Consider the following 13,410-nt stretch of genomic DNA (forward strand, 5'->3'; position numbering starts at 1 on the left):
ACCCGCTTCCAAGGTGCATTTTTCTGTCAGCGCCTAAGAAGCCGGACGCGCCGCCGCAGGCACGGCTTCCGGCGTCTTCTGCCCGGCGGTACGCTGGGCTTCCACCAACTTGTCGCTGTCCACCAGCACGGGCCCGGGCGTCACGCCGGGGTCCTGCCAGCCGCCGCCCAGGGCCATGCACATGCTCACCACCGCATAGAGGCGGTCACGCAGGGCATTGGCCAGCGAAAGTTCGGCATTGAACAGCTGACGCTCGGCATCCAGCACGGTCAGATAGTCGGAATAGCCGTTGTCGTACTGCAGGCGGGCGATGTCCACCGCGCGGCGCAAGCTCTTCACCTGCGTCTGATAGCTCTCCACGATGGCGTTGGCCTCACGCTGGGCCACATAGGCGGAGCGAATGTCGGAGAAGGCCTCGCCCACCGTCTTGCGGTAGGTCGCGATGGCCGCCTTCTTCTGGGCCTCGGCATCCTTGAGGTTATACCAGTTCGCCCCGAAGTCCAGCAACGGCACGCTGGCCGTGGCCCCGTAATTCCAGGTGCCTGCGGGGTTGGTGAACAGGTGGCCGAAGGAGGCGCTCAACGTGCCGAGAGCGCCGGTGATGGAGATGGACGGGAAGAACTGGGCACGCGCCACGCCGATATTGGCGTTATAGGCCATGACCAGGAACTCTGCGGCCCGTACGTCGGGACGCCGCATGAGCAGCTCGGAAGGCAGCCCCTCGGGCAGCACCGGCGGCGAGGGCATATGCTCGATGGTACGGCCGCGCTGGATGCTGCCGTCCATGATCTCGCGGGGGGAGCGGCCCAGCAGCACGGCAAGACTGGCTTCCGCCGAGTCCACGGCCACCATGGCGCTGTGCAGCTGCGAGCGGGCCGTTTCCACTTCCGCCCGGGCACGCTGCCAGTCCAGTTCGGTGATGTCGCCCTGCTGGTAACGGCTCGTGTAGATGCCGAAGGATTCCTCGCGGCTCTTGAGCGTACGGTTGGCCGTAGCCAGCTGCATGTCCAGCGCCAGCAGCGCAAAGTAGCTCTGGGCCGTCTGTCCGGCGATGGACAGACGCAGGGCCTCGTGGCTGAGCAAGGTATTCATGAGCACGTCCGTCAGCATGGTGCGCTGATTGCGGTACTTCCCCCAGAAATCCAGCTCCCAGGCGGCGCTGAGCGAACCCTGATAGGTGGTGTAGGACCGGTCGGCCAGTTTGCTGTAGTTGGGGCTGCGCTCGGAGTTGCTCTGCGCGCCCGCGCCGGCATCGCCCGTCACCAGCGGGAAGAGGGCGGAAGTCGCCACCCCGGCCTGCGCCGCGGCGGACTCGATGCGCGCCATGCCCTCGGCCAGGTCAAGGTTGTTCTTCAGGGCTTCTTCCACCAGAGCCGTCAGCACCGGATCGTTGAAACGCTTCCACCAGTCCGTGTACAGCGGCTGGGTCGTCAGATTCACCTTGCGCCACTGGCTCGGCATGTCGAAGGTCTCACGCTCGTATTTGGGGGCCAGCGAGCAGCCCCCCAGCACGAGCAGCGCCGCCAGGCAGGCGGTCAGCGCCCGAAGACGGGGAAACACGGTCATATGTCGTCCTCCTCGAAGCGTCCCTTCCCTTCATTGGGGTCGCGCTTGCCCTGCAGGCGCAGGGAAACGGACATGATGAACCGGAAGAAGAACGGAATAAACAGGGTGGCAAGGCAGGTGGCCGCCAGCATGCCGCCCACCACGGCGGTGCCGATGGCATGACGGCTGTTGGCGCCCGCGCCGGAACTGATGGCCAGCGGCACGCAGCCAAGGATGAAGGCCAGCGAGGTCATGACGATGGGGCGGAAGCGCAGACGGGCGGCGTGCATGGCCGCAACGTCCAGACTGCGCCCGTCGCGCCAGGCCTCGACGGCGAATTCCACGATGAGGATGGCGTTCTTGGCCGCCAGACCCACAAGGGTGACCAGCGCCACCTGGAAGTACACGTCATTGGACAGATCGCGCAGCCAGGTCGCCACCAGCGCGCCGAACACGCCGAAGGGAACGGCGGTGAGCACGGCCAGCGGCAGCGACCAGCTTTCGTACTGGGCGGCAAGGATCAGGAAGACCATGACCAGCGCCAGCACGAAGATGATGGTGGTGTCCGCGCTGGCCAGCATTTCCTGCAGGGCGGAACCCACCCAGCCCAGGGCGTAGTTGCTGTCCAGCACTTCGGCCGCCACCTGATCCATGGCCGCCAGGGCCTGACCGGAGGAATAGCCCGGGGCGGGATCCCCCATGAGGTGGGCCGCCGGGAACACGTTGTAACGCTCCATGGTCTGGGGCGCGGTACGACGTTCCAATGTCATGACGGCCGAGAGCGGCACCATCTCGCCCTTGCTCGTCCGCACGAAGACGTCATGCAGGGATTCGGGCAAGAGGCGGTAATCGGCCTCGGCCTGCATGCGCACCTGGAAGGTACGGCCGAGGTAGTTGAAGTCGTTGATGTACATGGCGCCGAAGGAGGCGTTCATGGCCGTGAAGACATCGCTGATGCTGATGCCCATGTCCTTGCAGCGGTCGCGATCCAGATTGGCGTAGAGCTGCGGCGCGCCGGTGGAGAAGAGGCTGCGCAGCGAACCGATGGCCGGATAGCGGCGGTTGCCGTTCTCGTCCGTGGCCATGGCCGCGGTGACGAACTTGTTGGCCATGGCTTCCAGATCCTGGCTCGTGCCGTCGCCGCGCATCTGGATATAGCATTCAAAACCGCCCGTAGTGGACATGCCGCTGATGGGCGGCGGCGTGAAGCCGATGGTCACGGCCTCGGGCTGCATCATGGTCACGGCCATGACGCTGGCGCTGATGGCCTCGGCGCTGCTTTCCGGCGTCTGGCGCTGGCTCCAGGGTTTGAGCGTGGCAAAGAACGTGCCGTAGTTGCTCTTGGGGGACATGGAGGTGATGTCCAGGCCGTTGATGGACATGACGGTCTCCACCGCCGGATTCTTGAGCAGATTGTCGGCAATGAGGCGCGTCACATCCGACGTACGCGACTGCACCGCGCCGTCGTCGAGGATGGCCATGCCGAGGATGTAGCCCTGGTCCTCATTGGGCACGAGGCCGCCCGGCACGACCTTGAACAACCAGACCGTGGCCGCGATCATGATCGCAAAGAGCACGAAGGCCCGCAGCGTGGAATCCTTGATGAAGCGCACGATGCGTACATACTTGTGCGTGGTCTTGGTGAACAGATAGTTGAAGACCACAAAGGGCTTGGCGGGCTGATGGTCATGGGCATGAGGCTTGAGCAGCAGCGAGCAGAGCGCCGGGGTCAGCGTCAGCGCCACGATGCCGGAGAGCACCACGGACACCGAGATGGTGATGGCGAACTGCTTGTACATCTGACCGGCCAGACCGCCCATGAAGGACACGGGGATGAACACCGCGCAGAGCACCAGCACGATGGCGATGACCGGGGCCGTCACTTCGCTCATGGCCTTGGCCGTGGCTTCCTTGGGCGGCAGATGTTCCGTGGACATGATGCGTTCCACGTTTTCCAGCACGACGATGGCGTCGTCCACCACGATACCGATGGCCAGCACCATGCCGAACAGAGTCAGGGTGTTGATGGTGTAGCCCAGGGCGTACATGCCCGCAAAGGTACCGATGATGGAGACCGGCACGGCGATGCAGGGGATGAGCGTCGCCCGCCAGCTCTGGAGGAAGACGAACACCACGATGAACACGAGGATCATGGCTTCCACCAGAGTATGGATGACCTCATTGATGGATTCCATCACGAAGTCGTTATTGTCCACGATGACCTTGTACGCGATGCCGTCGGGGAAGTCCTTTTCCAGTTCCTTGAGGCGGGCCGTCACGGCGTCGCCGGTGGCGATGGCGTTGGCGCCCGGCAGTAGGTACACGCCCATGCCGCGGGCCTTCATGCCGTTCATTTCCATGCTGACGCTGTAGTCCTTGCCGCCCATCTCGATGCGGGCCACGTCCTTGAGGCGCAGCAGGGCGCTGTCCTCGCCGGTGCGGACGATGATCTCACCGAATTCTTCGGGCGAGCTGAAACGGCCCTTGGTGTCGATCTGCCAGGAAAGTTCGGCATTCTGCGGCAGCGGCGGGTCCCCGAGACGACCGGGGGAGAACTGCGAGTTCTGCTCCTGGATGGCGGCGGCCACGTCGCTGACGGTAAGCTTGTACTTGGCCAGCTTGTCCGGCTGGATCCAGATGCGCATGGAATAGTCCATCTGGCCGAACACGGACACGTCGCCCACGCCGGGCACGCGCTTGAGTTCGTCAGCCACGTTCACCTGCATATAGTTATGCAGGTAGACTTCGTCATAGCGTCCGTCGGGCGAATACATGGCGATGACCTGCAACATGGCCGGCGAACTCTTGGTCACGGTCACGCCTTGCAGACGCACGCTTTCCGGAAGGGTCGTCTGGGCAAGGTTCACCTTGTTGTTGACGTTGACCAGCGCCATGTCCGAATTGGTGCCCAACGAAAAGTAGACGTCGACCGAACCGGAGCCGGAGCCGGAAGCCGCCGTGGACGTCATGTAGAGCATGTTTTCCACGCCGTTGATGTTCACTTCCAGCGGAGCCAGCACGGTGGCGGCGATGGTTTCCGCCGACGCGCCGGGATAGTACACGGACACGTTGACCGTAGGGGGCACAAGGTCGGGATACTGGGCGATGGGCAGCGCCTTCATGGCCAGCGCGCCCACAAGCGTGATGACGATGGAGATGACCGACGAAAGGATCGGCCGGCGCAAAAAGAGATTGGGTTTAGCGGAGGCAGCCATAGCGCATCACCTTACTGGGCGGCCTTTTCCGCGTTGTCGCCCTTGCCGGCCTCCTTGCCGTCGCCGGCGGCGGTTTTCTGCTCGCCGGCCTTCTGCCCCTGCGCGCCCTGTTCCTGCGGGGTGACGGGCTGGCCGGGACGGGCCTTGATGAGGCCCTCGCTGATGATGACCTCGCCGCCCTTGAGACCGGAGTCCACAAGGTACATGTCCCCGATGGTCTCGCTGACCGTCACGGGCACGGACTTCACGATATTGTTTTCTCCCACGGCAAGCACGAAGGACCCCTTCTGCGTGATAAGCAGGGACTTCTGCGGGATGAGCACGGCATCGACCAGGATATCGCCTTCCATGAAGATGCGCACATACTGCCCGGGCATGATGGAGCCCGTGGAATTGTCGAAGGTGGCGCGCGCCTTGATGACGCCGGTAGTGGGCTGCACCCGGCTGTCGATGAAGTTGATGACCCCTTCCACCGGACTCATGCTGCCGTCCAGCAGACGCAGACGGGCCTTATAGATGTTTTTTTCCGGGAAGCGCAAACGGCCTTCCGCCGCCAGCTGCTGCCGGCGCATGCGCTCCGGCGCGGCGATGGAAAAGTCGATGTACATGGGATCGGTCTGCTCGACATAGGTGAGCAGGGAGTTGTTGCTCACGAGGTTGCCGGGGGTGTAATTCTCCTTGGAGCTGTAGCCGGAGACCGGCGACACCACCTGACAGTAATCCAGATTGATCTTGGCTTCACGCAGGGCGGCACGGGCGCTGTCATAGGCGGCGCGGGCGTTGTCGCGGTCCTTCTGGGAGACGGCGTTCTTCTCGTACAGCGGACGGATGCGCTGCCATTCGCGGGCCGCGCTGTCGTACTGGGCCTGGGCCTGCTGCACCTGCGCCTCATACTGGTCACGCTCGATCTGGAAAAGCAGCTGCCCTTCCTTCACGAAAGCCCCTTCATCATAGAGACGCTTTTCGATGATGCCCTGCACGCGGGCGCGCACTTCCACGGAGCGCGAACCGGAAGCCTGCGCCTGATACTGGGCGGGCCAGGGGCGATCCTTGGCCTCCACATGAAAAACGCTTACAAGCGGCCCCTTGCCGCCCTGGCGCGCCTGCTCCTCTTCGCCCTGGCAGGCGGCAAGCTGAACAAGCACGAGAAGGGCAAGCGCCACCGAAAACATATTACGCGTACGCATTCAAAACTCCATAAGCGGATTCCCGCTCTTCGCAATGGTTGCCGCCATACGGCGGACACGAAAATCAGAAAACGCGGCTGCCGGAACGCCGGAAAGGCCCGTACATGGCCAGTCATCTTCCGCCGCGCGCAGCCCGGTTTTCCCCGGCGGCAGACGCCGCAAACGCAGAGGGCATGCCTGCATGAGGGAGAACAAACTGTCGAAAAACATACTTTCGGCGTTTGTGTCAAGAAAGGCGACGTTTCCGTCGCATCTTTTTTACCCCTAAAAAGGTGAATTATTTCAATATGTTGAAAAGGCGTATGCTTTTCTCGTAACCACTTGTTTTTATTGGATAATATTTTTCGGCCTATCCGTCATGCTCATCGCCGGCATACAGACCCGAGGCGGCAAGCCGGGTATGCTGCGCGGCAAGGCGGATAAAGATGCACCACCAGAGCGCATTCTTGAGGATCTGGGTACGGTTGCGACGCCGGGGCGTCATGCTGGGGCGCAGGGCGCTCAGCTCCAGCGAATGCTCGCCGCCGCTCTCGCTCAGATAGGCGACGCGCAGTTCGATGCGCTGCATCTCATTGACCTTGTCCGGCGGATACTGGCTCAGCAGCCGGGAGGAAAGGTCCGTGGCCTTGGCGGTGCTGGTGGGCATGTCGGAGCCGCCTTCGTGGATGTCCTGGATCTGGCCGTCGATGATCATGTCCACGGAAGTCACGTTACACAGGTTGATCTTGCCGCGCCCGGCTTCGGCATGCTGGCGCACGACGCGGTAGTAGAAGCCGCCCATCTCCTCGGAAACGCCGATGACCACCGTGCTCTGATCCGCGCCGGAGTAGACGCCGACCTGGGCCGTCATGCGGGTGTCGTCGGCGATCTCCGCCTTGATGGCGGCGATGAGCCGCCGCTGCAGCAGCAGACGACGCCGGGCTTCCATATAGATAAGGGCAACGGCACTCAAGAGGAGCAGAACAATGAAGAGTTGGACCACGGGAAACTCCTTCGCAAAAAAACGGGAGGGCCGCCCGGTAGGGGCCTGCGGCCGGGCATCTGTCAGTCATCAATGCGCAGGCGCTGCAGCGTCCCGGCGCGCGCGGCAAGCAGCTCGGCCACCACGGATACGGCGATCTGCTGCGGCGAATCCGCCCCGACGGGCAGGCCGATGGGACAGCGCACGCAGGCCAGTTCCGCATCGGGCACGCCTTCCTTGCGCAGGGCGGCGTACACGCCGTCCTTCTTGGAGCGGCTGCCGATCATGCCGATATAGAAGGCATGGCTTTCCAGCGCCTGCACCAGCACTTCGCGGTCGAAGCTGTGTCCGCGCGTCATGATGGCGACATAATGCCGCCTGCCGATGCCGCAGGCACGCACAAGATTGGCAAAGGCCTGCAGGACGAAGCAGTGCCGCGCCATGGGGAAACGCTCCGGCGAAGCGAACTCCGCCCGGTCGTCCACCACGTCCACCACGAAACCGCAGGCATGCGCCAGCGTGGCCACCTCGAGCGACACGTGCCCGCCGCCGCACAGCAGGAGGACGGGCGGCGTATCCAGCGGCTCCATGTAGATCCGGGCCACCGTGGCGTCCACCATCCCGGCCTTGCCCTTGCGCTTGTCCAGCAGGGCCCGGGCCGGATCCAGACCGATGATGATGTTGGGCGTCTCCGCGGGGATGACCTGCACGCTCTCCGACCTGCCGTCGGGCAGGGCCTCGGGCTGCCGCTCCAGATAGAGGACGCGCCGCGGCAGGTTTTCGCGCGTGACGTCCACCGACCAGATGCCGTCGATGCCCTGATCCAGCGCCCGCTGAGCCTGCCGGAACAGCGGCGCCTGTGAGGCGGAGAGACTTTCGCAGAGCACTTCCATGCTGCCGCCGCAGATCATGTCCGTGTCGGCGCTGCCGTCCATGCTGCACTGGTGGCAGGCGGAAAGGCCGCTGGCAAGACACTGGCGGGCCATCTCCAGCGCGGCGGCCTCCAGAGCGCCGCCGCCCACTGTGCCCAGCAGCCCCTGCGAGGTCAGCAGCGCCCGCGTCCCCGCGCCGCGCGGCGCGGAGCCTTCCCGGTTGATTACGGTCATGAGGACGGCCTGCTGCCCGGCCTCCAGCAGATCGGCAATGCGCTGCTCCAGCCCCAGCGGGCTGCTCAACGGCGTGATGCGAGGCGGCGGGGGCGGCGTCACAACACCAGCGGCCGCGGGGGCGCGCTTGCCGTCACGGCGCTTGCTGTCTTCGGGCTTTTGCTTTTTAGGCATGGTCATCCTCCTTCACATAGCCGCATCCCTTGACGGGGCAGATGATCTTCACGCCGTCGCGCGACTTCTTTTCCACAAGGTAGGGAGAACCGCAGCGGGGGCAGGCCTCGGGTATGGGCCTGTCCCAAAGGGCGAAATCGCACTTGGGATACTGATCGCAGGAATAAAAGATCTTGCCGCGCTTGCTGCTCTTTTCCACGAGCCGCCCCTCGCCGCAGCGGGGGCAGAGCACGCCCGTGGAGAAGGGCGCGGCGTAGTCGCAGTCGGGATAGCCCGTGCAGGCGATGAAGCGACTGCCCGTGCGCGAGCGCTTGATCACCAGATCCTTGCCGCAGCGCGGGCATTCGCCCACCTTTTCCAGCTGGGGTTTCTGCGGGGCGACGATCTCCAGCCCGCCGTCCGCGTTGCGCTGGAAATTGCTGGTGTACCGGCACTCGGGATAGCCGGAGCAGGCCAGGAACTGGCCGGCCTTGCCGAACTTGATCACCAGCGGCTTGCCGCAGTCCGGACAGGTCAGATCCGTGGGGATGCCGCCCTTGACGGACTGCATGTTCTTGGCCGCCGCCGCCAGCGTGGGATTGAAGTCGTCGGCGAAATGGTGCAGCAGGTCCACCCACTGTTCCTTGCCTTCCGCCACCTTGTCGAGGCCTTCTTCCATGCTGGCCGTGAACCCCACGTCCATGAGCCGTCCGAAGTGCTCCACGAGCTGCTTGCAGACGATGCGTCCCAGATCCGTGGGGATGAAGTGCCTCTCCTGCAGGCTGACGTACTCACGATCCTGCAGCGTGGAAATGATGCTGGCGTAAGTGGAGGGCCGCCCGATGCCGCGCTCTTCCAGTTCGCGCACAAGGCTGGCTTCGCTGTAGCGGGCCGGGGGCTGGGTGAACTTCTGTTCCTTTTCCAGCTTGTCCAGCGCCAGTTCCTGCCCCGGCGTCAGCGCGGGCAGCTCGCCGTCCGCCTCGTCCTTGCCCTGAGGCATGACCGCCAGAAAACCCGGGAAGAGCAGCCGCTCGCCCTTGGCGCGCCACTGGCTCGGCCCGCAGGCGATGAGGGCCGTGGTGTCGTGGAAGCGCGCCCCGGCCATCTGCGAGGCCACGAAACGCGACCAGATGAGCCGGTAAAGATTGTACTGGTCCGGCGGCAAATGCCCCTTGAGGCTGTCCGGCGTGATGTTCACGTCCACGGGGCGGATGGCTTCGTGCGCATCCTGCGCGCCGCTCTTGGCTTTGTAGACGCGGCTCTTGGCCGGCAGATAGTCCTTGCCCCAGGTGGCGGCGATGAAGTCGTGCGCCGCCGTACGGGCCTCATCCGCGATGCGCGTGGAGTCCGTACGCATATAGGTGATGAGGGCCGTGATGCTGCCGTCTTCCATCTCCACGCCTTCGTACAGGCGCTGCGCGATGTTCATGGTGCGCTTGGCCGTGTAGGAGAGCCGCTGGTTGGCCGCCTGCTGCAGGGTGGACGTGATGAAGGGCGGCTGGGGGGCGCGCTCGCGCTCCTTCTGCTCCACGCTCTCCACCCGCCAGGGCTGCCCGCGCAGGGCCTCTTCCAGGGCCTGAGCGGCCTCGGCATGGGGGATGACGGCCTTCTTGCCGTTGAGCTTGTGCAGGTCCACCCGGAACGGCGGCGGGGTCTCGCCGCGCAGATGGGCGCGGAACTGCCAGTATTCTTCCGGCACGAAGGCGTCGCGCTCGTCCTCCCGCTCCACGATGAGCCGGAGCGCCACGGACTGCACCCGGCCGGCGGAGATACCGCGCTTGATGGTCTTCCAGAGCAGGGGCGAGATCTTGTAGCCCACCAGACGGTCAAGCACCCGCCGCGCCTGCTGGGCCTCGAAAAGATCCCGGTTGAGGGCGCGCGGATGCGCCAGCGCGTCCTTGACCGCCCGCGCCGTGATCTCGTTGAACTGGATGCGTTTGATGTCCTTGGCCTTGTCTCCGATGAGCTCGGCCACATGCCAGGCGATGGCCTCGCCTTCCCGGTCGGGGTCGGGCGCAAGATACACGGTGTCGGCCTTGCCCGCGGCGGTGCGCAACTCGCTGACCACGTTTTTCTTGTTGTCGATGACCTGATACTGGGGGGCGAAATCATTGGCCTCGTCCACACCCAGCGAGCTGGAAGGCAGGTCGCGCACATGGCCCACGCTGGCCAGCACCATATACTGCGGCCCCAGAAATTTCTTGATGGTCTTCACCTTGGCAGGCGATTCCACGATGATCAGCTCTTTGCCCATCCCTATGCTCCCTCTCCAGTTTCGCAGGCGAGAATACGGCAAAATGCGTCCGCGTCAAGAGTCCGGCGCTTATGCCGCCGGCGCTGGAGAACGCTTCCGCCGCGTTTTCGGAGACTGACGCCGGTACGACCGGCTCCCCCATCCTGCTCCTGTCTGCCCCACTTCTATTTGTGGTTACTTCTTTCTGCCGCATGGCGCAACAGGCAGGCCGCGCCGCCGGGGCGGATGGACAAAACGTTTACGCCAATGCATAAAAACCAGTTTTTTATTTAATTAGTCACAAAAGCGCCCAAAGGACTCCCCATGCCTGTCCGAGTACGAAAATATGCCGGTCTGCGCCATCTTATCGTCCTGCTGACGGCATGCAGCCTGTTCCTGTCGGGCTGCGGAGCCAAACTTCCGGACAGCGGCACGATCCCCTCAGTGACGGTCGCAAAGGATACGCCCTTCACTCTGGAAATCTCGACGGAGGAAGTCCAGAAAAAGGGGATGCGCGTCGACGGCCTGACCGCCGCCATCAAGGAGCAGTTCCGAACCGCCGGCGGGGTGGAGGCCGCAAACGGCCCCGGCCCCGGCACGCTGGCGGTACGCGTGGATGTGCGTGACATCTATCTCGCGGGAATGACACGCAAAAATTATTTGACGACCGTGGGGCCACGGCTGTTGCCCTGACGGTGGGCGCCGTACTGGGGACTGTGGTGGGGGCCGCCCACGGCCTGATGAACTCCGCTTGTTTCTGCATCGCCCCGAGCGCCATTGCGGGGGGAGTCCTGGGCGCCGCCACAGGCGCGACCCTGGGCTATGTCATGAGCGAGGACAGCAGGGAAGCAAAAGAGATATGGGCCATGCGGGCCGGGGTGGGCATGGCCTGGCACGGCAGACCGGATACGCTGGAAGAAGTCGTCGTGAGCACCGGCGCTGACGGCGTCTCCTCCCGTACGGACGCCGTTCCCGCCCTGGAAAAGGCCCTGGCGCAGCGTATCCGTGAGGCCCTTATGAGCACGCCCGCTTCCCCTTAGAGGCAGGCAACACTATCCGTTGACTGTTTGGGGGAGAGGCATGGGGCGAACGTGCGGCAAAAGCCAGCGAAGAACAGGCGAGTTACAGTATTTATCCATTTGAAACATTTTGTAAAATACCTATCGACAGGCCCCAGGGGGGCAGAGGGACGGACGCACGTCGGTGCACTGTCCGGAAAACAGGGAGTGGGTATGCTTGTCCTTCTGCGGGAATATGCCGGTCAGCGTCCGTTCGCCACGCTGTTTGTCCTGTGCCTCTGCCTGTTCCTGCCGGGCTGCGGAGCCAAATTGCCGGACAGCGGCAGGCTCCCGTCGGTGGCGGCGGGCAGGGGCACGCCTTGCTATCTGGAAGTGACGGGGCAGGGCATCCCGACCGAGGGCCTTGCCGCCGCCATCAGAAAGGAGATCAGCCGGTCAGGGGATCTGCGGGAGGCCGACAGCCCCGGCCCCGGCACGCTGACCGTACGCGTGAATGTGGAGGAGATCTTCCTTTTCGGTCCGGCGGGCGTCGGCCTGCTTGACGGGCTGAAGACGACCGCCGCCACCTTGCTTATCGGCATCCTGGCGGCCGGCGTGTTCATCGTGGCGGGCAGCACCGATCTGGGGATCGTCTTCCCCGTGGCGGCCGGCACGCTCCTGGGCCTGGGGGCGGGGATCGGCATCAGCGCGAACAGCTGGTCAAAGGACGTCTGGGCCATACGGGCCGGGGTGGGCATGGCCTGGCACGGGACGCCGGACAGTCTGGAGGAGATCGTCGTCAGCACCGGCAACGGCGGCGCCAGCTCCCGCGAAGAAGCCACAGGCATGCTTGAACACGAATTGGCGCGGCGCATCAGCAAGGCCATCACCACCCTGCCGCAACCATCGTAGAAGTTCTCCGCAAGCGAGGTCAGCATGAGACATCCTTCCCGCCGCAACGATACCGGCACCCTGTTGTTTTTGATGCTGTTCACGCTGGGCTGCGGCCTGCTCCTGGCCGGCTGCGGGGCCAGGCTGCCGGACGATCTGGAGGAGTTCGTCGTCAGCACCGGCCAGAGCGGCCCCTTTGCAAAGAGGCCATGAGGACCTTTGGAGACGATCTGGCGGCTCGCATCGACGCGGCGACCGTCGACACGGCACATCATCAGCTTCGGAGGATCGACAATGCCCAGCCTCGTCCTCATGAAAACCCTTGGAAAACGGGCAGCCTGCCTGCTGCTGGCGGGGAGCCTGTGCTGCACGGGCTGCGCCGGACGGTCGGACAAGGGAGAAGTGACGCCGCTGACCGTGAAAGAGGAAGAGCGCTTTTGCCTGGAGTTCAGGGGAGTGCATCTTGAAGAGGACAAATTCCGCGCCATCCTTGATCAGGAATTGCGCGACAACGACTTGCCGGGGCTGGTCAGCTGCCGTCCGGATACCGTGGTGATCCGCGTGAAGGAAAAGGAACTTTTCAACGTGGACAGTATTCCCCTTTCCGGCAATACGCTGCTGCGCCATTATGAGGTGGCGAAGTGGTTCATGGAACTGGATCTTCCGGATCTCAGGGGCGGTTTCGGCAGCGGCAGCCTGTCCGGCGGCGGAAGCCGCAGCAGCGGCGGCGGTGGCCTCGAAGGCAGCGTCCTCGAAACCCCTCTCAAGGCGGCATTCGCCGTTGCGCTGGCCATTCCCTTTGGGACCATTTTCATGGTAGCGGACTTTTTCCCCCAGTCCACCTTGAGCCTGCGGGCCGGCGTGAGCATCGGACGCGGCGAAGCGCCGGAGGAACAGAAGATCATCATCCATTCCGGCAGACCGTTCTGGGAAAATCCGGTGGACATCTTCTACGAAAAGCTTGCGGAACGCATCTGCGAGGCGCTGGAGACCGAGCCGGCTCCGGCCTCGTAGGAGCCGGCACGCTGCCCGCCTTCCGCAACGGGCCCCGCCCGCTTCAGGTATCGCAGCGGAACCGCCCGACAGGACAGATCGATGCGCTTTTCTTTTTCCTTTGGCTT

At 64.1% G+C, this 13,410-nt stretch carries 11 protein-coding genes; 5 read left to right on the top strand and 6 right to left on the bottom strand.

Features of this window, described 5'->3' with window-relative positions:
* Window positions 1-33: 33 nt before the first annotated feature.
* The 6 genes from Q0K12_RS01265 to topA all read right to left on the bottom strand — a co-directional run bounded on the left by Q0K12_RS01265 (window position 34) and on the right by topA (window position 10,421).
* Entirely contained in the window at window positions 34-1,566 is a 1,533-nt protein-coding gene (locus Q0K12_RS01265) for an efflux transporter outer membrane subunit (protein WP_297259677.1), read from the bottom strand.
* Window positions 1,563-4,760, bottom strand: a complete 3,198-nt coding sequence (locus Q0K12_RS01270; protein ID WP_297259679.1) for a multidrug efflux RND transporter permease subunit — start codon at window positions 4,758-4,760, stop codon at window positions 1,563-1,565. Before Q0K12_RS01270 ends, Q0K12_RS01265 begins: the two co-directional genes overlap by 4 nt.
* 11 nt (window positions 4,761-4,771) lie before the next feature.
* A complete protein-coding gene (locus Q0K12_RS01275) occupies window positions 4,772-5,947 on the bottom strand; it encodes an efflux RND transporter periplasmic adaptor subunit (protein ID WP_297259681.1) in 1,176 nt (391 codons plus the stop codon).
* Between the two features lie 349 nt (window positions 5,948-6,296).
* Window positions 6,297-6,929, bottom strand: a complete 633-nt coding sequence (locus Q0K12_RS01280) for a thioredoxin (RefSeq protein WP_297259682.1) — start codon at window positions 6,927-6,929, stop codon at window positions 6,297-6,299.
* 62 nt (window positions 6,930-6,991) lie between these two features.
* The gene (locus tag Q0K12_RS01285) at window positions 6,992-8,188 is read right to left on the bottom strand and encodes an XdhC/CoxI family protein (RefSeq protein WP_297259684.1); all 1,197 of its coding nucleotides are present in this window, start codon (window positions 8,186-8,188) and stop codon (window positions 6,992-6,994) included.
* The gene (gene topA, locus Q0K12_RS01290) at window positions 8,181-10,421 is read right to left on the bottom strand and encodes a type I DNA topoisomerase (RefSeq protein WP_297259686.1); all 2,241 of its coding nucleotides are present in this window, start codon (window positions 10,419-10,421) and stop codon (window positions 8,181-8,183) included. The genes Q0K12_RS01285 and topA overlap by 8 nt, the downstream gene beginning before the upstream one ends.
* Before the next feature lie 303 nt (window positions 10,422-10,724).
* On the opposite strand from topA, the gene Q0K12_RS01295 reads away from it, so the two are divergent.
* From Q0K12_RS01295 to Q0K12_RS01315, 5 genes are all read left to right on the top strand, one after another.
* A complete protein-coding gene (locus Q0K12_RS01295; RefSeq protein WP_297259688.1) occupies window positions 10,725-11,093 on the top strand; it encodes a hypothetical protein in 369 nt (122 codons plus the stop codon).
* A gap of 47 nt (window positions 11,094-11,140) precedes the next feature.
* Complete coding sequence (locus Q0K12_RS01300) at window positions 11,141-11,440, top strand: hypothetical protein (protein WP_297259690.1); 300 nt, start codon at window positions 11,141-11,143, stop codon at window positions 11,438-11,440.
* 192 nt (window positions 11,441-11,632) lie between these two features.
* Entirely contained in the window at window positions 11,633-12,310 is a 678-nt protein-coding gene (locus Q0K12_RS01305) for a hypothetical protein (RefSeq protein ID WP_297259692.1), read from the top strand.
* 24 nt (window positions 12,311-12,334) lie between these two features.
* Window positions 12,335-12,502, top strand: a complete 168-nt coding sequence (locus Q0K12_RS01310; protein ID WP_297259694.1) for a hypothetical protein — start codon at window positions 12,335-12,337, stop codon at window positions 12,500-12,502.
* Window positions 12,503-12,583: 81 nt separating this feature from the next.
* On the top strand, window positions 12,584-13,303 hold the full coding sequence (locus tag Q0K12_RS01315) for a hypothetical protein (RefSeq protein WP_297259696.1): 720 nt from the start codon (window positions 12,584-12,586) through the stop codon (window positions 13,301-13,303).
* The last annotated feature ends 107 nt before the right edge of the window (window positions 13,304-13,410 follow it).

The sequence above is a fragment of the uncultured Desulfovibrio sp. genome, from assembly GCF_944324525.1.
Classification (GTDB): domain Bacteria; phylum Desulfobacterota; class Desulfovibrionia; order Desulfovibrionales; family Desulfovibrionaceae; genus Desulfovibrio.

Excerpts from the sequence above, each read along its gene's own strand:
- Q0K12_RS01270 (WP_297259679.1), bottom strand. The coding sequence starts at position 4,760 with ATGGCTGCCTCCGCTAAACCCAATCTCTTTTTGCGCCGGCCGATCCTT.
- topA (WP_297259686.1), bottom strand. The coding sequence starts at position 10,421 with ATGGGCAAAGAGCTGATCATCGTGGAATCGCCTGCCAAGGTGAAGACC.
- Q0K12_RS01285 (WP_297259684.1), bottom strand. The coding sequence starts at position 8,188 with ATGCCTAAAAAGCAAAAGCCCGAAGACAGCAAGCGCCGTGACGGCAAG.
- Q0K12_RS01315 (WP_297259696.1), top strand. The coding sequence starts at position 12,584 with ATGCCCAGCCTCGTCCTCATGAAAACCCTTGGAAAACGGGCAGCCTGC.
- Q0K12_RS01295 (WP_297259688.1), top strand. The coding sequence starts at position 10,725 with ATGCCTGTCCGAGTACGAAAATATGCCGGTCTGCGCCATCTTATCGTC.
- Q0K12_RS01310 (WP_297259694.1), top strand. The coding sequence starts at position 12,335 with ATGAGACATCCTTCCCGCCGCAACGATACCGGCACCCTGTTGTTTTTG.
- Q0K12_RS01305 (WP_297259692.1), top strand. The coding sequence starts at position 11,633 with ATGCTTGTCCTTCTGCGGGAATATGCCGGTCAGCGTCCGTTCGCCACG.
- Q0K12_RS01265 (WP_297259677.1), bottom strand. The coding sequence starts at position 1,566 with ATGACCGTGTTTCCCCGTCTTCGGGCGCTGACCGCCTGCCTGGCGGCG.
- Q0K12_RS01275 (WP_297259681.1), bottom strand. The coding sequence starts at position 5,947 with ATGCGTACGCGTAATATGTTTTCGGTGGCGCTTGCCCTTCTCGTGCTT.
- Q0K12_RS01300 (WP_297259690.1), top strand. The coding sequence starts at position 11,141 with ATGAACTCCGCTTGTTTCTGCATCGCCCCGAGCGCCATTGCGGGGGGA.